Annotated in this window: 22 protein-coding genes; 14 read left to right on the top strand and 8 right to left on the bottom strand. The window is 65.8% G+C overall.

Going from position 1 to position 18,919, the window contains the following annotated elements:
- Positions 1 to 12: 12 nt before the first annotated feature.
- The 3 genes from ABT294_RS21160 to ABT294_RS21150 all read left to right on the top strand — a co-directional run bounded on the left by ABT294_RS21160 (position 13) and on the right by ABT294_RS21150 (position 1,696).
- Positions 13 to 465, top strand: a complete 453-nt coding sequence (locus tag ABT294_RS21160) for a winged helix-turn-helix domain-containing protein (RefSeq protein ID WP_350807772.1) — start codon at positions 13 to 15, stop codon at positions 463 to 465.
- A gap of 67 nt (positions 466 to 532) precedes the next feature.
- Complete coding sequence (locus tag ABT294_RS21155) at positions 533 to 1,084, top strand: HD domain-containing protein (RefSeq protein ID WP_350807771.1); 552 nt, start codon at positions 533 to 535, stop codon at positions 1,082 to 1,084.
- A 261-nt stretch (positions 1,085 to 1,345) separates the two neighbouring features.
- Positions 1,346 to 1,696, top strand: a complete 351-nt coding sequence (locus ABT294_RS21150) for a DUF1330 domain-containing protein (protein WP_350807769.1) — start codon at positions 1,346 to 1,348, stop codon at positions 1,694 to 1,696.
- A gap of 71 nt (positions 1,697 to 1,767) precedes the next feature.
- Here the strand turns inward: ABT294_RS21150 and ABT294_RS21145 are convergent, their stop codons facing one another.
- From ABT294_RS21145 to ABT294_RS21135, 3 genes are all read right to left on the bottom strand, one after another.
- A complete protein-coding gene (locus ABT294_RS21145; protein WP_350807768.1) occupies positions 1,768 to 2,943 on the bottom strand; it encodes an HNH endonuclease in 1,176 nt (391 codons plus the stop codon).
- A gap of 107 nt (positions 2,944 to 3,050) precedes the next feature.
- Entirely contained in the window at positions 3,051 to 3,527 is a 477-nt protein-coding gene (locus ABT294_RS21140) for an NUDIX hydrolase (protein WP_350807767.1), read from the bottom strand.
- Positions 3,528 to 3,530: 3 nt separating this feature from the next.
- Positions 3,531 to 4,271 (bottom strand): XRE family transcriptional regulator, encoded by a 741-nt coding sequence (locus tag ABT294_RS21135; RefSeq protein WP_350807766.1) that lies wholly within the window; start codon positions 4,269 to 4,271, stop codon positions 3,531 to 3,533.
- A gap of 151 nt (positions 4,272 to 4,422) precedes the next feature.
- On the opposite strand from ABT294_RS21135, the gene ABT294_RS21130 reads away from it, so the two are divergent.
- Positions 4,423 to 4,629, top strand: coding sequence for a hypothetical protein (locus ABT294_RS21130; RefSeq protein ID WP_350807765.1), 207 nt, complete (start codon positions 4,423 to 4,425; stop codon positions 4,627 to 4,629).
- A 141-nt stretch (positions 4,630 to 4,770) separates the two neighbouring features.
- On the opposite strand, the gene ABT294_RS21125 is transcribed toward ABT294_RS21130, so the two are convergent.
- Positions 4,771 to 5,148 carry a GntR family transcriptional regulator gene (locus ABT294_RS21125; RefSeq protein ID WP_350807763.1) on the bottom strand — a complete coding sequence of 126 codons (378 nt, stop codon included), beginning with the start codon at positions 5,146 to 5,148 and terminating at the stop codon, positions 4,771 to 4,773.
- A 90-nt stretch (positions 5,149 to 5,238) separates the two neighbouring features.
- Between ABT294_RS21125 and ABT294_RS21120 the strand changes: the two genes are divergently transcribed.
- From ABT294_RS21120 to ABT294_RS21085, 8 genes are all read left to right on the top strand, one after another.
- The gene (locus ABT294_RS21120; protein ID WP_350807762.1) at positions 5,239 to 5,586 is read left to right on the top strand and encodes an SCO3933 family regulatory protein; all 348 of its coding nucleotides are present in this window, start codon (positions 5,239 to 5,241) and stop codon (positions 5,584 to 5,586) included.
- Positions 5,579 to 6,916 (top strand): FtsK/SpoIIIE domain-containing protein, encoded by a 1,338-nt coding sequence (locus tag ABT294_RS21115; RefSeq protein ID WP_350807761.1) that lies wholly within the window; start codon positions 5,579 to 5,581, stop codon positions 6,914 to 6,916. Before ABT294_RS21120 ends, ABT294_RS21115 begins: the two co-directional genes overlap by 8 nt.
- Positions 6,917 to 6,936: 20 nt before the next feature.
- On the top strand, positions 6,937 to 7,575 hold the full coding sequence (locus ABT294_RS21110) for a DUF2637 domain-containing protein (protein WP_350807760.1): 639 nt from the start codon (positions 6,937 to 6,939) through the stop codon (positions 7,573 to 7,575).
- 19 nt (positions 7,576 to 7,594) lie between these two features.
- Complete coding sequence (locus ABT294_RS21105; RefSeq protein WP_350807759.1) at positions 7,595 to 7,936, top strand: hypothetical protein; 342 nt, start codon at positions 7,595 to 7,597, stop codon at positions 7,934 to 7,936.
- Between the two features lie 16 nt (positions 7,937 to 7,952).
- A complete protein-coding gene (locus ABT294_RS21100) occupies positions 7,953 to 8,114 on the top strand; it encodes a hypothetical protein (protein ID WP_350807757.1) in 162 nt (53 codons plus the stop codon).
- Between the two features lie 244 nt (positions 8,115 to 8,358).
- Entirely contained in the window at positions 8,359 to 9,702 is a 1,344-nt protein-coding gene (locus ABT294_RS21095; RefSeq protein WP_350807756.1) for a replication initiator, read from the top strand.
- Positions 9,699 to 9,890: a helix-turn-helix transcriptional regulator gene (locus ABT294_RS21090; RefSeq protein WP_350807755.1), complete on the top strand. Its 192-nt coding sequence runs from the start codon at positions 9,699 to 9,701 to the stop codon at positions 9,888 to 9,890. The genes ABT294_RS21095 and ABT294_RS21090 overlap by 4 nt, the downstream gene beginning before the upstream one ends.
- Positions 9,887 to 11,251: a tyrosine-type recombinase/integrase gene (locus ABT294_RS21085; protein ID WP_350807754.1), complete on the top strand. Its 1,365-nt coding sequence runs from the start codon at positions 9,887 to 9,889 to the stop codon at positions 11,249 to 11,251. Before ABT294_RS21090 ends, ABT294_RS21085 begins: the two co-directional genes overlap by 4 nt.
- Positions 11,252 to 11,404: 153 nt before the next feature.
- On the opposite strand, the gene ABT294_RS21080 is transcribed toward ABT294_RS21085, so the two are convergent.
- From ABT294_RS21080 to ABT294_RS21065, 4 genes are all read right to left on the bottom strand, one after another.
- On the bottom strand, positions 11,405 to 12,148 hold the full coding sequence (locus tag ABT294_RS21080; protein ID WP_350807753.1) for a P-loop nucleotide/nucleoside kinase family protein: 744 nt from the start codon (positions 12,146 to 12,148) through the stop codon (positions 11,405 to 11,407).
- 871 nt (positions 12,149 to 13,019) lie between these two features.
- The gene (locus ABT294_RS21075; RefSeq protein ID WP_350807752.1) at positions 13,020 to 15,572 is read right to left on the bottom strand and encodes a PKD domain-containing protein; all 2,553 of its coding nucleotides are present in this window, start codon (positions 15,570 to 15,572) and stop codon (positions 13,020 to 13,022) included.
- Positions 15,557 to 16,723, bottom strand: coding sequence for a hypothetical protein (locus ABT294_RS21070; protein ID WP_350807751.1), 1,167 nt, complete (start codon positions 16,721 to 16,723; stop codon positions 15,557 to 15,559). The genes ABT294_RS21075 and ABT294_RS21070 overlap by 16 nt, the downstream gene beginning before the upstream one ends.
- Before the next feature lie 68 nt (positions 16,724 to 16,791).
- On the bottom strand, positions 16,792 to 17,298 hold the full coding sequence (locus ABT294_RS21065; RefSeq protein WP_350807809.1) for a transposase family protein: 507 nt from the start codon (positions 17,296 to 17,298) through the stop codon (positions 16,792 to 16,794).
- A gap of 18 nt (positions 17,299 to 17,316) precedes the next feature.
- On the opposite strand from ABT294_RS21065, the gene ABT294_RS21060 reads away from it, so the two are divergent.
- The gene (locus tag ABT294_RS21060; protein WP_350807812.1) at positions 17,317 to 17,544 is read left to right on the top strand and encodes a hypothetical protein; all 228 of its coding nucleotides are present in this window, start codon (positions 17,317 to 17,319) and stop codon (positions 17,542 to 17,544) included.
- 672 nt (positions 17,545 to 18,216) lie between these two features.
- Entirely contained in the window at positions 18,217 to 18,912 is a 696-nt protein-coding gene (locus ABT294_RS21055; protein ID WP_350807750.1) for an NUDIX hydrolase, read from the top strand.
- Positions 18,913 to 18,919 lie beyond the last annotated feature (7 nt).

Here is an 18,919-nt window from a genome sequence, read left to right as displayed (position 1 = left end):
TCTGCATCGACAGTGACCAAGTGGCTGACCGGTTGGCGGGTCTTCACGCAGATCGTCGACCGGCTACGAGATCGGATCGAGATGACCATGTACCCGGCAGGTTCGATGATGCCGTCAGAGGCGGAGCTGTGTGCGGAGTTCGGGGTGGCGCGCAACACGGTACGGCGAGCGCTGGCCATGCTGGAGGCCGAAGGGCTGATCCTGGCGATTCCTGCCAAGGGCCGGCTGGTCCTGGGTGGGGAAGCGCCGGAAAGTGAGCCGTATCTATATCAGACGATCGCGCGCCAACTGCGCGAGCAGATCGAGCGCGGCGACCTTGCGCCCGGCTGCCCCATGCCCAGCGAGTCTCAGTTGCGGCGACGTCACGGAGTATCGCGCAGCACGGTTCGTCAGGCGCTGGCCGTCCTGGAGCGCGAGGGCCTCATCGTGGCCGAGCACGGTAGGGGCCGTTACGTGCGGAGATGAGACGTCCTGGGACGTCTCGGCCCGCGTGCTGGATTGATCCCGGCACCTCATGCCTATCGTGGGCAGTGTGGGACAAGTTGAATGGGCTCATGGCCTCGCCAAAGACCTGCTAGCAACGGCGTTGCCGCGGCGCTGGGCGCACACCCAGGGCGTAGCCGCCCGCGCTATGTCGCTGGCACCCATCCTCGGCGACGAGACCGACACCCTGACCGTCGCCGCCTACCTGCACGACATCGGGTACGCCCCGAATCTGGTCGACACCGGCTTCCACCCCCTAGACGGCGCGCGCTATCTGCGCGACGTTCACCAGGCCGATGACACGATTTGCCGCCTCGTCGCTCATCACTCCTGCGCCGTCAACGAAGCGCTCGAACGATCGCTGTTCGATGAGCTCACCGTGGAGTTCGACGAGGAACAGCCCGTACTCGTCCAGGCGCTTACCTACTGCGACATGACCACTGGCCCTGACGGGGTGCACCTCGACGTGACCGAGCGGCTCGCCGAGATCCACTCTCGCTACGGACCTGAGCACCTTGTGTCCCGGTCGATCACTGCGTCCACGCCTTGCATACTGGCGGCGGTTCGGGAGATCGAAAGGCTGATGGCCGTAGGCGCTTAGTGGTTGGCTCCGGAAATCCTTCGGGGGTTGACGTAGAGCTGAGTGTTGTGCGGACGCGAGAGGCAGGCGATGTCGCCACCCTGGGCAACCTCGCTGTCCACGGCATCGACCACCGTCAGGCCATCATCGAGAACCGGCTCAAACGAATGCCACAAGTCGGCCTGCGACGCCAGATCGCCTACCTGCCAGGTAATCGCCCTGCCTACGAAGAGCGTGTCAGGATCGGCAGCGCACCGAACACGACTTCACCGGGAGGACACCATGCCGGCCTACGTCATCGCCCACCTGCAGGAGGCAGCCCCGCACCCGGAGATCGCCGAGTACATCGAACGGCTCCCCACCACCTTCGAGCCGTACGGCGGCCGCTACCTCGTCCACGCCACCCAGCACGAGGTGAAGGAAGGCAACTGGCCCGGATATGTCGTGATGATCGGGTTCCCAGGGATCGCCGAGGCACGGGCGTGGTGGGATTCTCCCGCGTACCGGGAGATCGCGCCGCTGCGCTCGCGGCGCATCGAGGGCGACATCATCATGGTCGACGGCGTGCCCGAGAACTACATCCCAACGGCGGCCGTCACCGCCATACGGGAGGCGGCGGCCCTGCCAGCGTAGGTCAGCGCCTGGGATGACAATGGCTATCTACCTCAGCCACTGACCCCCGAACGACTTACGGGCGGGACCACTTAGCCTTGGCGGGCTGCCTCGCGGTGGTAGGCGACGTGTGTGATGTTGATCGTGTGTCGTGGCGCTTGGCGGAGACGGCCTCTGATGTGGCCTGTGACTTCGTCGAAGACGAGGAGATCGTCCGTGAGGGTGAGGCCGCCACGGTCGAAGAGAACGTGATCGTTGGGGCACAGGCAAAGGATGTTTCCCGGCTCGTCGGGGCCGTTGTGTGGCTTGCCGACTGGGCGAATGTGGGCGCCTTCGGCGTACGAGCTGTTGGGGAGTCGAAGCCGCGTGCCGCAGATCTGGCAGTGGTGTCCGTGTAAGTCCTTGATCTGCTGCGCGAGGGCGGAGTCGCGGATTATTCGCGTCGTGGTGAGCTGGCGGCGCTGCGGAGTGGGCGAGCCGTCGCTCAAGGGCACTTCAGCGTCAGTGGCGCTCGACAGGCCAACCGCGGTGAGCAGCGCGTCGTGGTCTGCGCCTTGGAAGTACTTCTCCAGGAGTCGTAACACGATCTGCGCGCGCACGTCCGCGTGCTGAGTCACGATGGTGTGCACCCATGGTCGCAGGCCGCCGGTGGGTGAGTGGTCGCGCATCCATCGCTGGGCAGTGCTGGTGCTGGCCTGTGGGACGTCGGATTGATCCAGCTCCCAAAGGCCGTCGTGGAACAGCCTGAGGACAGGGAACCCGGGGTTCGGCTGGTCGTCGGCATGGCCGAACCTGTTGATGAGTGAGGAGATGGCAGCGCTGGTCCGCGGCCAGGTCTCCAGGCGCGGCTCGTCCCGTACGGCTCGTCCGAGTGCCTGTAACAGTGTCAGTGGCTGATGACGGCGAGGCTGGCCGGTCAGCTTTGACTTGTCCGTGCGGAGCGAATCGACCTTCAGGAGCAGGCCCTCGATAGTGTGCTGGCTGATCACCAGCCCGGGGGCAGCGACTTCGAACCCAAGGCGGATGAGCTGGCGTGCCACGGTGTCCCTGCCGCCGGAGAACTCCTTCGAGAGAAGTGGTTGGCCCGTGACTCCACGGTGGGCTACTCCCGCGATGGCCTTCGAGTCGTAGCGCCGGCCCTCGTGGACGAGGAAGTATCCGCGCGCTGGCCTGTACCCGTACGTGTCCAGGAAAGCGTCCCGACCCATCGTGTCGTACTCCGCGATGGCGGCGAGGATCATTTCGCGACGAAGATCGGAGAGTCCCACAGCGACAGCTTATGGGCCGATTTGTTGTGACACGGGCTTCTCGGTTACCTCAGACGGGATGCCCGCTGCGCTTCCTTGGTGCAGCGCTATCGACGATTCGACGGAGGTCAGCCAATGTGCGGCTGAGCGGCACCGGCTAGGTACTGGTCGATGCGCATCCGCATGGACCGATCCATGCGAAGGGACGCGATCTGCTCACGCGGCACCCACCGGACTTCGCGTGACTCGTCGCTTGGAGTCGGCTCGCCGCTGACCGCCTGGCCCAGCAGGACGATGGAGAACTCTTGGCGGGCCTCGCCGTTGGAGGTGTAGAGGATCACGTGTCGCGGGTCGCTGTAGGTGCCCACCAGGCCGGTGATCTCACAGACGATCCCGGTCTCTTCGAGCGTCTCGCGCACAGCCGCCTGTGGGATGGACTCGCCCAAGTCGATGGCGCCGCCGGGGACGGCCCAGTTGTCGTTGTCCGCGCGCCGGATCATCAGCACCTCGCCCTCGGCGTTGGTGACGATGACGTTCACTGACGGCACCAGGCTGTTGGCTGCCGGTGCGTCGGGGTCGTCGTAGTAGTCGATCCGCTTGGCCATGGCTCAGGACCCTACCGGCCGGGCACCGTCCCAGACCCGTTCGAAGCTGTCGGCATAGGTCGTGACCATGTCGCCTCCGATGACCTTGCGTAGGTGGAAGACCGGTGCGTTGCCGGCGGGCACGCCGTACACGTGCGTGTTGACGAGGAACTGGTCGTCGGCGCGGTAGATCGAGTTGTAGAGCACGGTCGCATGCAGCCGGAACTCGACGTTCTCCCGTCCGAGCAGGGACTTGTAGAGGACGAGCACATTGCGGATCTTGAATCCCATGCCGTCGCCGATGCCTTCGTCCGCGCCGCGCTGCGCCACCTCGGCGCAGTCCGGATCGCCGAGCAGGATGCGTACCCGTACGCCCGCATCGGCCTTCTCGCCGAACATGCGCACCAGCCCCGCGTCATCCGCAAGAAACAGCCCGCTGTAGACGAGGATGTCGATCTCCTCGGACGCCTCGGCGAACAGCCGTCCCCACTCGTCCCTGGGGACGGCCCAGCGGTGCGGGTAGACCTTGACGATCTCGCTCTCGGAGGCTGAGGCGACCTGGTCGCGGGTCAGCGCCTCCGGCCAGAGGTAGGTCTCGTCCGTACCGAGGTACGAAGCTACCGCATACCGGTGCTTTCGGTACGGCGCACGGGCCTTGGTGACCCACCGTTCGACCGTTTTCGGATCGACCGAGATTGCTTCCGCCAGCTGAGAAATGCTCACCCCGCGCTGGAGAAGAGCCGCTCGCAACCTCTCGTTCGCCATGTCACCTGCCAGAAGGACGTCCGGGGACGTGGACATCCTAGGCCGGACGTCTTGAACATGTCCCGTCGTGTAGTGATCACGTCCTAACTCTCCGTCGCATTCTCGGTATCGCAAGGCAACACCGACCGCGACCGAAAGGAGAGGTGATCACATGACTGACGAGATCTACCCGGACCCCACGTGCGAGTGCCGCGCGCTCCTCGCCGAAGGGCAGGACCGCTGCCACAAGTGCCGGGCCCGCGACCGCTGGGTGAAGAAGCAGGCGGCCAAGCGCCGGGACGGACGGCGTCGGGGCGAGACCCGCCGTCCTCCGCGAACCTCCCGGCGCGCGGCTATGGCAGGGGTGACCTGGACGTGATCCCGCTGATCATCGCCGGGCTGCTCGGCACAACGCTGCTGGTCGGCTACGTCGCTGTCCTGGTCGGCATTTGCCGTGAGGACAGGGCTCTGAGTCTGCGGCGCCGGCCCGACGGGGCTTCGGCGTCGCTGGCCAGGAAGGTTACCGGCTGCTACGTCCGGAACGGGGTTTCGTGGACGTAGCCAACTGCTCCTCCACCCGCGCGAGCCGTACGGACATCTCCTGTACGGCTGAGCGCAGCTCGGCCACCTCGCCGGCCAGGTCTTCGGTGACCGTGGCCTGCTCGGGGTCGCTGACGAACACGCCTTTGCCCTGCTGGCCGATCACCAGGCCCTCATTGCGCAGGATGCCGACGGCCATCTTCACCACCGACAGCGACGCGTCGTACTGCTCGGCGAGTCGGGTCGTGGACGGCAGGGGGCTTCCGGGCGCGAGAGAGCCGCCGCGGATCTGCTTACGCAGGTCGTCGGCGATCTGGAGATAGCCGGCCCGCCCGGTGTGCTTGACCATCCAGGCCATCTCACCACACCAAGTTGGCCACGCCAACATTGACAACTGGGCCAACTAGGTTAACTATGTTGACTACGACGAATAAGGAGGTCACAGCCCATGCGTACGATCCCGATCCCCGTGGACGTCCATCGTCTGCGCTTCACCTGCGCCAAGGCACCCAGGCCGCGCCTGGCCAACCAGGACACCGGCGAGATAAAGACCGACAAGCACGGCAACACCATCTACGAAGTGATCCTCATGGCCGAGGACGAGTTCGGCCGGATCGAACTGGTCCGCGTCAGCACCACAGGCGAACCGGCCGTCGCTCAAGGGCAGGACGTCCTGCCCAAGGGGATGATCGGCTACGTCTGGGAGATCGCCCAGCGCGGCCAGTCCCGCTGGGGGATCAGTTACAAGGCCGCCGACATCATCGACGTCTCCGCTGGGGCGCCCGAACGTGTCTGACGCCCTGCGCCTGGTGCTCACAGCCCTCCCGCTGGTCGGGATCGGGCTGTGGGCCTGGTGTCGCCGGCACCACCGCTCCTTCTGGTTGCTGTTCGGCTTCCCACTGGCCGCGCTCAGCGCGCGAGCGTCCTGGAGGCGGGTGGCGCTGGGATGCGGGCTCACCAAGAAGCGGCAACGCTGGTGGTTCACTCTCGCGCCCGGCGCGGTCGCGTCCACCGGACTGGTCAAGGTACGCCGCCGCTTCCAACGTGTCGCCGTCGACACCAAGCCGTTCATGTGGCTGCCGCTGCCTACCCGATACGGCTGGCGTGTCACGCTGTGGACGCTGGAGGGCCAGATCCCCGGCGACTACGCCGAGGCCGCCGAACGGCTCGCGCACTCGTGGGGCGTGCACGCCGTGCGCGTCTCCTCTCCGCGGCCGGGCCGGGTCGTCCTGATGGCCACCATCCGGGACCCGCTGGTCAAAGTCGATCAGCTCCCGGCCGGTCCGGAACTGCTCAAGGTCACCGTGGGGCGGCTGGAGACCGGGCAGCCATGGATGATCGACTTCCGTACGGTGCCGCACTGGATGAACGCCGGCGCGACGCAGTCCGGCAAGTCCAACCTGGCCAACGCGCTCATCGTCGGACTGGCGCCGCAACCAGTGGCGCTGGTCGGCTTCGACCTCAAGGGCGGGGTCGAGTTCACTCCATACGGTCCGCGGCTGTCGGCCCTGGCCACCTCGCGCGCCGAGTCCGTCACGTTGCTGGATGACCTGGTCGCGCTGATGGTCGACCGCATGGGGCTGTGTCGCCAGGCCGGTGCCCGCAACATCTGGCAGCTTCCGGCGGCGATGCGTCCGGTGCCCGTCGTGGTCCTGGTCGACGAGCTGGCCGAGCTGTACCTGATGGCCGACAAGTCGGAGAAGGAGGAGATCGCCAAGACCTCGACCGCGTTGTTGCGAGTGGCGCAGCTCGGCCGGGCCTTCGGGATCTACCTGTTCTGCTGCGGTCAGCGCATCGGTTCCGATCTCGGTCCTGGCGTCACCGCCTTGCGTGCTCAGTGCTCAGGACGGATCTGTCACCGGGTCAACGATCCCGAGACCGCAACCATGACGCTCGGCGACCTCGACCCCGCCGCCCTCGCCTCCGCTCGCACCATCGCCGCCGAAACGCCGGGCGTCGCGATCGTCGCCGGCCAGGACGGCCAGTGGTACCGCGCCCGCTCCTTCTACGTCAGTGAGGCCACCGCTGAACATGCCGCCCGCGCCCACGCTCACCTCGCCCCGTCCTGGGACGAGATCACCGCTCACCTGCCCGACTACGACCCGTCCGAACTGCTCGACGCCTGACGTGAAAGGAGGGTGCGACGATGCGACGCTTCGACTGCTGGCTGCTCGACTCCGGCCCAGTGGTCGTCCTGGCCGCCATCGCGGGCGCCGGATCGTTCACCCACATCCGCGACACGGCGACCGACCACGGCCAGGGCGGCTGGATGTCCTGGGCCATCGCCATCTGCGTCGACCTGACCTGCGTCATGGCCGCCCGCGAACGCCAGCGCGACAAGAGGATGGGACGCGTCCGACGCGGTCCTGTCTCATGGCCCGTCCTCGTCCTGGCCGGTGGTGTCGTCCTGTCCCTGGCCGCCAACCTGCAGCAAGCCGAGCCGAGCATCTGGGGCTGGATCACCGCAGCCATTCCGGCAGGCGCGTTCCTGATCGCGGTCTCGATGCTCGAACGCCGTGCTTCCGTGCGTCGTCCCGAACCGTCCCCGGCCGAGGACGCGACCGTTTCAGCCGTCCTGGAACGTTCCAGCGACACGGCGGCCGTCCTCACAAGCCAGGACGAGACCGCGGGACCGTCCCCGGTGCTCGTGGACTACGCCCGCCGTGTCGCCGCCGAACACCAGACGGCCCATGGCAAGCCCATCACCCGCGACGCCTTGCGCGCCCGGCTCGGCGTCTCCAACCAACTCGCCTCCGACCTGCTCCGCACCCTGCGGACAGCCTGACCAGAAGGGAAACCACACCATGCCGTACAACCACCGCGACGCCTTTATTACGGGCCTCTACGAACTGGCCGACTTCCTGGAGGCCAACCCCGACATCCCCGCCCCGACACGGGGCGCCGTCCACCACTTCCCGCTATCCGGCACTGATGACGAGCAACGCGCCGCGATAGACCAGATCGCCGCTCGCCTCGGCGCACCGGTCGACGAGGACGACACCCCGTACGGCCACTACGCGACCTCACGCTTCTTCGGCCCGATCGAATATCGAGCCGTGGCCATTCCAGGTACCTCCCGCGCCCGGCACGCCGCCGACGCCAGCTACTACGGCTGCGTCCTGCCTGACCCCGACCCGGACGCCTGACCAGAAAGCAATGACCATGCGCATGCGCCTCGACGGCACTCGCCCCGAACTCATCGACGCCCTGTTCCGGCTACGCCTGAGCTTCACCGTCTCCCACGTCTCTCGCGCATATCCCGACCGCACCCGCCCGCATCACTGGCGGATCTTCCTCACCACAGCGCCCAAGGACAGGAGGTGAACATGCCCAGCCAGCTCCCGCAGCACGACCAGTGCTGCACCTGCGGAGGCACCGGAGTCGACTCCTGCGCCGACACCTGCCCCGACTGTGACGGGCTCGGCTTCACCTGACCGTCAGCGCTCCCGGCCTGGCCGCACATCCGCCAAGACACACGCCAGGTCGGGAGCCGTCCCTCCACCCGAACGAGTGAAAGGAGGACTCCATCTTGCCTGCACACCGAGCCACTTCGCACGCCATCACGGGCATGATCACCCGACTCAACCATCCGCAGTACGACCGCTGGGCCAGCCAGATCAAGCGCACGGGTGGCTGCCGCCAGCCGATCCACCTGCGCGGCAAGGTCGAGCACTACGACCGGGCCACTCGCCAACTCCTGCACCGCTACAGCACCCTTCACGAACCCGACGGCATCTTGCGCGTCCCATGCAAGACCCGCCGCGCCTCTCGCTGCCCGTCCTGCGCAGAGACCTACCGCGCTGACACCTACCAGCTCATCCGCGCCGGCCTGATCGGTGGCAAAGGTGTCCCGGAGTCCGTCACCGCCCACCCCTGCCAACTCGTCACCCTGACCGCTCCGTCCTTCGGAGTCGTGCACGCCCGCCGCGAGAAGGACGGCAGGGTCCACCCGTGCCATGCTCGCCGCGACGCGGTGACCTGCCCGCACGGCCGCGGCATCTCCTGCGCCGAGCGCCACGGCACCGACGATCCACGCCTCGGTGAACCGCTCTGCCCCGACTGCTACGACTACTCAGGCTCTGTCCTGTTCAACGCCCTGGCGCCGTTGCTGTGGAAGTGCTTCACCAACTCCGTCCGCCGCCACCTGGCCAAGCTCGGCGGCATCTTTCTCAAGGACCTTCGTCACAACCTGACGCTCTCCTTCGCCAAGGTCGCCGAGTACCAGCGCCGCGGCGTCGTCCACTTCCATGCCGTCGTCCGCCTCGATGGCCCTGATGGGCCAGTCTCACCGCCGCCGGCCTGGGCCACCGCCGACGCGCTGACGCTCGCGGTACAGCACGCGGCAAGGGCTGTATCCGCCACCGCACCCGCCCACGAAGACCAGCCTGAGCGAGCTTTCCGCTGGGGCGACCAACTCGACATCCGCACCATCACCCTCGACGGCGACCTCACCGAACAAGCCGTCGCCGGCTACATAGCCAAGTACGCCACCAAAGCAGCCGAATGCGTCGGCACCCTCGACCGCCGCATCAACCCCCTGGACAACCTTGAGGCCTTCAAGCTCCGTGACCACGCTCGCCGCCTCATCGCCACCTGTATGCGTCTCGGCAGCCTGGGCGAGCTGGCCGAACTTCGTCTGATGGAGTGGGCCCACATGCTCGGCTTCCGCGGCCACTTCTCCACCCGCTCCCGCCGCTACTCCACCACCCTCGGTGCCCTTCGAACAGCCCGCGAACGCTTCGTGCGGGACGAAGAGGTCACCCATGGGCGTCTTCCCCTCTTCGACGAGGACACCATCCTGGTGATCTCCGAATGGGAGTACGCAGGCAAGGGCTATTCAGCCGGAGACCAACTCCTTGCAGCCGCCCTCACCGGAACTCGACTCCCGGAGATCGGCGGTGGTGCCGGATGAGTCGCCAGGACGAGCTGCTGACGGTTCCTCAAGTCCTCGATGAGCTGGGCGGAGTCTCTCGCCGAACCTTCTACCGCTGGCGCGAACTCGGCCGTGCTCCGGTCTGCATTCAACTGCCCAACCTCGAACTGCGCATGTGGCGGAGCGACCTTATGGCCTGGCTCGACTCGCGGCGGGAGGGTAAGTGAAGACCACTTACGACGTGAAGTTCAGCCAGGTCCAGCAGCGCTCCAATCGCGGCACATTTGTCTACGTCGCCCGTTGGAGGGTCGCTGGCAAGGAGAAGTCGAAGAGCTTCCGCACCAAGGGCCTGGCCAACGCCTTCATGTCCGACCTGCGGCAGGCGGCCAAAGCGGGGGAGGAGTTCGACGTCGCCACCGGACTGCCGGTGTCGATGCTCGCGACCGGCTCTTCCGGCCCGTCGTTCCTGGAGTTCGCCCAGTCCTATGTCCTTCGCCGCTGGCGCACCTCGGCAGCCCGGACCCGCGAGACAGACGTGTACGCGCTCCTGTCGCTGGTGCCCGCCTTGGTGTCCGACGGGCCCGGCCGTCCCAAGGATGAGGATCTGCGGGAGGTCCTCAAGGTTCACGTGCTCCTGCCCGAGGGGCGACGGGCCGACCTCACGGTGACCCAGGCTGTGGCCTTGAGGTGGCTGGAGAAGGCTTCGCTTCCGCTGACGGTGCTGGGCGATGCGGCCGTCCTTCATACGGCGCTCGACGCCATCTCGGTGACCTTCGCCGGTGCCCCGGCAGGGGCGAACACAGTACGCCGCAAGCGGGCGGTCCTCCGCCACCTCTTGGAGCACGCAGTAGAGCAGAAGGTGTTCGGCACCAACCCGCTCAATGAGATCAAATGGACTGCGCCCAAGGCCGTCACGGTCGTCGATCCCCGTACCGTGGTCAACCCGACGCAGGCGAGGCAGCTCCTTGACGCCGTGTCGATGGTGGGCCGCAAGCGTGGACCCCGACTCAAGGCGCTGTTCGGCTGCATCTACTACGCCGCGCTGCGGCCGGAGGAAGCGGCGGATCTCCGAGCAAACAACTGCACCCTGCCCGAATCGGGGTGGGGCCTTATCGTCCTGGAGCGGGCACGGCCCCAGGGCACGAAGCGATGGACCAACTCCGGCGAGACCCACGAGTCGCGAAGCCTGAAGCACCGGGCGGACAAGGAAACGCGAGAGATCCCGATCCCGCCCGCGCTGGTCGCGATGCTTCGTGAGCACATCGCCGAGTACGGCACGGCGAAAGACGGCAGGATCTTCTGTACGGGCACGGGAGGTGTCTACTCCAGTTCGGCGTACTCCTACATCTGGCAGGAAGCCCGGAAGCTCGCTCTGACCCCCGCGCAGGTGGCGTCGTCGCTCGCTGCTCGGCCATACGACCTCCGCCATGCGGCGGTGTCGCTCTGGCTGAACGCTGGCGTCCCGGCCCCCGAGGTTGCCAAGCGCGCTGGGCACGGCGTTGACGTCCTGCTCCGGGTCTACGCGAAGTGCATGGATGGTCAACAAGAGCAAATCAACGGAAAGATCAACAACGCTCTCGACCCGTAGCTCGGCCCGCTTCGGCCCTGGCCATGGCTGGGGCCTTTCCCTTGTACGGGTTTGGGACGGGTCTGTCCCCGCGACGCGCGACATGTCCATGTCCGGTATGGCGACACGTATGACGCCGCCAGTGCGGCGTTCACCCGGAGGGCACGATGCCGGTCATGCGAGGATCCGTTTGAGCGTTTCGCGAGTCTGGTCGAACAGGCTGATAGCGGTGCCGAGGCGGTTGTCGATGGTGATGTGTGCGGCGGGCGGGCTGTTGTCGACATCCAGGCCGCAGGTGTAGACGTCCCAGTTGGCTAGCTTCCACGCATCACGGGCTGCCCTGCGGGCCTCAATGCGATGGCGCATGGATTCGATGTCGCAGTGCATCCAGATCACCGTCACGTCGGTGCCCATGGCCGCGCACCGGTCGGTCAGCTGGCATACCCAGTCGGGATCGGACAGCTCGGAGATGAACGGTGCGGACAAGATCGTGGAGGTCCCCGCCCGCAAGTTGTCGAAGGCACTCTCCATCAGGCCCCGGTACTCCAGCGGCCGAACTTCGCGCAGGTAGAGCTCGGTGTGCCGGTCGTGAGGATCTCCGCCGAGTGCGGTAAGCAGGCGTTCAGCCATAGCGCAGGTCATGGAGTCCTTGTCGAGGAAGGCCCAGCCGGTGATACCAGACAGGAACCGCGAGAACTCGCTCTTGCCGGATCCGGCGTAACCCCCGACGACGGTGAGCATCGGCCTGGAGTGGCTCCAGTCGTTGCAGGCGTCCACAACACGGTTGAGGAATGCCGTCTGTTTGGCGTTCGACCGGTGGTCGAAAATGTCTGTAAGGCTCTGTTTGATGGCCTTGGTAGCTATGTCGCTTACGGCGGGGTCGATAGGTGGGGACGAAGGCGAGATGGGGTTCTGCACCCTTGCATTTTGTCGGACAGAGGTAGCGGCAATCAGATATGTGTCCGTTCGGTGACTCAACTTGGTGATGCTGTCCTGAAACGTCGCCATACTTTCGCCGTGGATATCATTCCGGACACGTTGTGCCAAGTAGCTTCGTCATGTCGCTTTTGGGGTAGACCGATGGATTACGCCGTAGCGTTTATGGGCGATGCAGAGCAGCTCGATTGAGTCCTAGACCACGCTCCGCCCCTTCGCTGCCTCGGGAAAGTCGACGTCCATCCAGAGGCGCCTATTGCCGCATCGGAACAGAACGAAGGAGACGTACGGACCTCTTGCAGGAATGTCGCGCGTGTATGCGATCAACTGCTTCCGCACCAAGGGCCTGGCCTACGCCTTCATGTCCGACCTGCGGCAGGCGGCCAAAGCGGGGGAGGAGTTCGACGGCGCCACCGGCCTGCCGGTTTCGATGCTCGCGCCTGAGTCGGCCGGTCCGTCGTTCCTGGAGTTCGCTCAGGCCTACGTGCTTCGGCGCTGGAACACCTCGGCGGCCCGGACCCGCGAGATGGACGCGTACGCGCTCGGCGAGGCGGACAAGACCGGCCTCCTCAGCCCAGGCGGACAGGACCGGCGATGGCTTCTCCACCGAGGCGGGCAAGCCGGGCGACGAGGGCCCGCCACTCACCACCCGCCACGACGCCCCAGGGAACGCCGAGTGGGGAGTGCCGTCCACGATCGCCCTGACCTGCGCGCAGGCCGTACCCACCCGGAAGTGACGAGGTGCCCGTGCCGGTCTTCACTGACCGGCACGGGCGCGGGGCACCCTCGACCGTTCCCGAGCTCCCACCCGGGAACGGTCCGTCCCCTCTTTCAGCTCGCAACGGAGCGGTTCCTAACCCGCCGTCGCCTGTTTGGTGGTGCTCACCGTGCGGTTCTGGTCGTCTGTGACGATCAACCGGACGGTGTAGGTGCCAGTTGCCCCGTAGGTGTGCGTGGTGACCGGGTCCGTGGCGGTGGTGCCGTCACCGAAATCCCAGTGATAGGCGGTGATCGTGCCGTTCGAGTCGATGGAATCGGATGCGTCGAATTCGCATTGAGACTCGACGCATGTGTAGGAGATTATCGCCCTGTATTCGGATCCTTCGGCCGCCGGCGTTATGTCGACCTGCGTCGTGACCGTAGTCGTGGCGCCGTGGTCGTCGGTCAGCGTCACCTTGACGCTGTAGCTGCCGGTACTCGTATACGTGTGCGCCGCGTTTCTGTCCTCACCGGTGGTCAATGTCGCTCCATCACCAAAACTCCATTGGTGATTCACTATTTCCCCATCGGGGTCCGACGCCTGCGCATCCAGCCCGCACCACTTGATGGAGTTGTCGCAGCTGGCCACGATTTTCGCGGTGGGCGGTGAGTTATTGATGTCGATGGTGAGGTTCTTGTTGGCCGTGGCCGACAGTCCACTGTCGTCCACCACTTTGAGCGTGACCTGGTACGCGCCTGCGGCGAAGCGGTGGGAGACCACGTTCCCAACCGCTCCTTCGCCGTCACCGAAGTTCCACTCGTATTTTTGTATCGTCCCGTCCGGATCGCTGGAAGTGGCGGCGTCGAGGGTGCAGGTGAGGGTACTGTTGACACACGCGGTGGTGAAGGCGGCCGTCGGTGGAAGACCGAAATCGACTTCCTGCTTCGTGAAGCTGGAAAGGTTCTTCTCGTTGGTCGCAATAAGGCCGATGACATAGTTTCCACTCGCATCCCAGCTGTGGGAGGCCGTCACCCCGGCCGAGCTCGCACCGTCACCGAAGCTCCAGGAGTAAGCGGTGACGTTTCCGCCGCCACCTCCTGTAGATGCCGAGGCGTCCAACTGACACGTCCTGGTGGACTTGTCGCAGTTGACGGTGAAGCGTGCGACGGGATTGTCCGGGCCCTGAGGGATCACCTCGTCGGAGGGCGCCGACTCCTCACCCGGGCCCACTCCGTTCACCGCCACAACCGAGAAGGTGTACGTCTTACCGTTCTCCAGCTTCGACACCGTTGCGGAGGTGGCGTCTCCATCGACCTCGACTGGATCACCGGACGGTTGGGGGATCACCCGGTATGCCGTTATCGCGGCGCCGCCGTCGGCCGGAGGCCGCCAGGTGACGACCACTTGGCCGTCGCCCGTGGTCGCCTTTACGTCCAGCGGCGGCTGAGGTACGTCCGGCGCGGCGAAGTAACCGTAGACGTCGGCCCAGACGGTCACCGCGGAGCTTCCCGCGTTCCTGATCGACACCTTGCCGTCCGCTCCGACCTTCACCGGCACGTACTGCGCGTAGTAGTCGGTCGGCAGGTAGTCCACCGAGCCCCCACCCGGCGGAGTCACCTGATCCGATGGGTGGATGCGAAGGCTTCCGGAACCGGCGCTCTTCGCCGTGAAGTTGATCCCGACGGCGGTCACCCCGGCATCTGGGACTTCACCCTCGCCGAGCAGGGCGATCGTCACCGCGCCATTGGCCGGGATACTGATCGCCGAGGCGATACGGGCCGGAGCGACAGGTACCGCCGCTGACCCGGCCACTGCCGACCTCGGCTTGCTGAAGTAGCCCGACACATCGACGTATATGTCGACCGCTGCGGTCCCCGCATTGGCGAGGACGAGCTTCCCGTCACCGCCCAGAGTTCCGAACACCATGTTCGACAGGAACTGGTTCGCCCGGTAGTCCAGGACCGTGTCCACGGGAGCCGCCGTCCCGGACGGGTACGCTCGGATCTTCCCGGCGGCGGCGCTCTTGGCGATCAGGGCGAACGCCACGGCGGAGACGTCAGAAGCCGGTATTCCCCCCAGTCCCAGCGGGGATAACGTGTAGGTGCCATTCGCGGGAATGCTCACCTTGGAAGCTATCCGCGCGGTGTTCAGCGGGACATAGGTCGATCCCGCTGACGTGCCGGCATCGGAGAGCGTGTAGCCGTGGAGGTCTGCGTAGACCTTGGCGGCGACCTGCCCGGTGTTCGCCACCTTTATCTGCCCGTCCGCCCCGACCCTCACAAGCAAAAGCTCGTGGTTGTACACGTTGGACTGATAGGTCGCCCCGGTCACTCCGGGTTGTGCGGCGTCGGACGGGAAAGCTATCAATCCGCCCGCGCCGTCCGTTCCCTTGACCGCGAAGTTGATCGCCGCGCTCGCGATCCCAGACAGTGGCACGTTCGGGGCTCCCGCGATCTTCACTGTAACGGTGCTCTTCGCCGCGATGGTCACGCCGTCCATTACGCGCGCCTTGGCGGGGAAGTACTGCCCCGGACCGGGCTGAAGCCCTGCCACGGCCACCTGCGCCGACTGCCTCGAGCTCGCCGAGGCCGTATCGGCTCCACCCGGAGCGACGGTCCAGCCGACGGAGAACGAGACAAGAAGCGCGATGACAGCGGTGAGACTTCGGCGCGCCGCACGCCCGCCGGCCGTCATTGCCCGTTCCACGGCGTCGTGGTGGTGAACATGTACACCTCTTGGGCGTACGGCGCCCAGTCGTTGTTGCCTCCCATGCAATAGCCGATGAGTTCCGGATCACCGTGGACCGCGAAGTCGTATTCCATCGAGACGTTCGACGACCAGCCGCTGGTGGCTCCCAGCTTGAGGCCCGCCACGTACGCCGCCGCGGTGTACTTCCTGTTCTCCCCCTTGGTCTTCTTGAGTCCTGAGTTGTGTTTGAAATAGCAGGCGACGTGGCTAATACAGGTTCGGCTCGAACATCCGTTGACCCCCGTGGCATATCCGTACAGGGTGCCTGTCCACCTTGTCGCTACGCGCTTTGTGTACGCGACGGGGAACGCGGTCCCGATCCACTCCAGCCGGTCCTCGTAGTCCATTCCGGCTTGCATGTAACGGGCCGCCTGCGTGTTCAGGCCGGGGTCGAGAGTGTAGGGCACCTCGTACCCCACGTCGTTCCCGATATGCTGCGAGCCGCCAATGCCCCAGTGGTCCTCGGAGAACTCCACACCGACCTCGACCTCGCTGTCCGCGCGCCTGCCATAGGTGAACTTAATCTTGGTGTTCCTGGCGGCCTCGATTCGGGCGACGGTCGTCGGCACGTTGCTGTAGCGGGCGAGCACGACCGACTTCATGGTCACCTGGCCGGTGGAGACGGACTCGCCAGCGGCCTGGGACGCACGTGCGGAGGCGAGAAGCTTGGCGGCGGCGCTTCCGGCCGGAGGTGTGAAAGGACGCTTGTCCGCCTTCATCGTCATCACGTTCCTGGCCGCCGGCGTCCGCGCAGGGGCAATCCATTGTCCGTCGGCTTCCCGCTTCCGGGAGAAGAACCGGACGTCGAATTTCCCGTCACGGTTCATGACTGCCATGTAGTTGCTCCATCCGTCGTTCCCGGACGCCATGGCCTCGCCTTTCGTCATCGGCAACGACAGTTCGAACCGGCCGTCCGCGTTCACCTTTGCATGGCCGATGGACTGGCTCCGTTCACTTTGCGTGGTCACGTCGAATAGGTAGACGTCCGCCCCGGCGGCAGGGGCTCCCGCCGCGTCGAGCGCCCTGCCGGCCAGGAGTACGTCGGCCTCCGCCGACGCGTTCTCGGCTGGGACCAGCATCGCCGTGCTCAGGAGCGCAAAGGCGAGCACCGTCCGTACGATAATTCGAAGGGCATTCGTGCCCTTTCTGTGGCGGTGAGAGATGGGCAATTGTGGAATCACCTCTGGCATGATGGGGGGTGGCGACCATGAACATGACGCTGCCAAATGGCACATTTCTGCGGCCTTCTGCTCGCAAGCCACCTGGGCCTATGGCGGCCATATGGAAAGCAGTCTGCCAATGATCGCCTCGCTCTCATAAACGTTTGCATCTCAGTGCAACTTCGCAGTTGACGGCGCGTGGCCGGCACTGCATCACGAACCGGGTCGGTTAACCAGGCAGGGCTTCGGCATAGTGGTGTCGAGGGCCCCGATGGCCGATTCGCTGAGTGACGGTCATGTGGTTGGCCGGGTAAGCAAGCAGGCACGACCTTCGAGACATGGACCGAGCCGGGCTCGACCTCGCTGATCCACAACGGCAGGCCGTCTGGTGCCGAGAGGGCTTGGAGGTTGCCGGCGTGCTGGTGGGCCTTGCCTGAGTACCAGGCATCGATGGCCTCGCCCTTGACACTGATGGTCTGCTCGGCGCAGCGGTCGATCGGGATTAGGGTGCCGTCCAGGATCACATATGCCAGTCCCTCGGCGTGGGCGCGGTCCAGAGCTTCGGAAAGATCTGGGGCTTGAGCTGCGAGAACCTCGATTCCTTCGTGGATGTAGCGGTAGGCGGTGGCGCGGGAGACGCGGTGATCGCGGCCGAGCTTGGGGATGTCGTGCTCGCCGCGGAACCAGCGCACCGCCATGACCGCTTGCCGGAAGGGGCTCAAGGCCCGGCTGTCTTTCGGCGTGCCGCGCAGTCGGCGTTCTTCATGTAGGAGGCGGGCGACGTGCTGAACGAGTGCGCGGGAGACGTCGAGCGTGGCACGATGAGCAATCACGTGGAGCCTTCCGGAGGCTGGGATTTCTTGTGGTGAGAGCTCTTCTCCCGGGGGCTCCACGTCTGTTTCCGGCCTTCCCAACTCCTCCCGATAGGCCCGGAACGCCACCAGCGGCGTCCAAGAAATCCCAATTCGTCCGAACTATTTCGCTGAGATCACCTCAGTGATGGGTGATCCACCAGAACAGCAGGCCGATAAGGCAGGCACCGGTGGCATGTGCGGCACTGCGGGCAAGGGCAAGTGCGACTGTGAGGCGGAGCCGTTGGATGGTCGTGGGGCGTCGTCCCGGTGCGCGCGTGCTGGGCTTGGCGTTGTTGGTGTGCGTCATGACTGCAGGGAATCGAGGATGGAGCAGTTCTTGAAGGTATGGCGGATGGCTCCGGATCTGTGGGGTTACTAACACGTCCACGCTGATCACGCTCGAGCCGCCCACGTCCACTCGCTGCATCACCGCAGCCTTGCCCCTCGTAGCGTCAGTCCTTGATCACGAAGCTCTCCTCCATCGTCGTATCGGCCGGTTACAGATCGGGCGGACGGGCGAGGTCGGCATGAGTACCTGTCCTCAACAAAAGACTTCCTGTCGATCTGACAAAAAGCTATGGTGTGCTCATGCCCGACGACTCGTGGCAGCCGCCGCGCATCCTGCTCGCGGTCGACCTGGTGATCCTGACCCTGCGCGACGCGCGCCTGCATGTCCTGCTCGTGGAACGTGGCATCGACCCGTTCCTTGGGGCCCTCGCTCTGCCGGGCGGCTTCCTGCGCGACGAGCACGAGGACATCGAGGCGGCGGCGCGGCGCGAGCTGTCAGAGGAGGCGGGCCTGTCCGGCGTGCACTTGGAGCCCCTGGCCGTGTACAGCGAGCCGGGCCGCGACCCGCGCGGCCGTGTCGTGTCCGTCGCCTATCTGGCCATTGCGCCCCGCCTGCCAGAGCCGATCGCCGGCACCGACGCCGCCGACGCCTCCTGGACATCGGTGGACGACGCCCTGGCCCCAGGCACGAAGCTGGCGTTCGACCATCGCCGCATCGTCATCGATGGGGTCGAGCGCGCGCGTACCAAGCTGGAGCACTCTGCCCTGGCCACCGCGTTCTGCGCTGAGACGTTCACCATCTCGGAACTCCAGCAGGTATACGAGGCGGTCTGGGGCGTCCGCCTCGATCCCCGCAACTTTTACCGCAAGGTTCAGGGCGCTCGCGGCTTCATCGTCGCCGACGGCCCGGTGCGCAAGACCCCGAACGGGCGGCCCGCCCGGCTCTTCAAGGCAGGCCCGGTCCACGTCCTCAATCCCCCGATGACTCGGCCTTAGGAGGTCG

It is taken from the genome of Nonomuraea sp. NPDC000554, from assembly GCF_040300065.1.
Taxonomy (GTDB): domain Bacteria; phylum Actinomycetota; class Actinomycetes; order Streptosporangiales; family Streptosporangiaceae; genus Nonomuraea.
The sequence above is the reverse complement of the archived record's forward strand: the minus strand, read 5'-3'. Positions and strand labels throughout refer to the sequence as shown.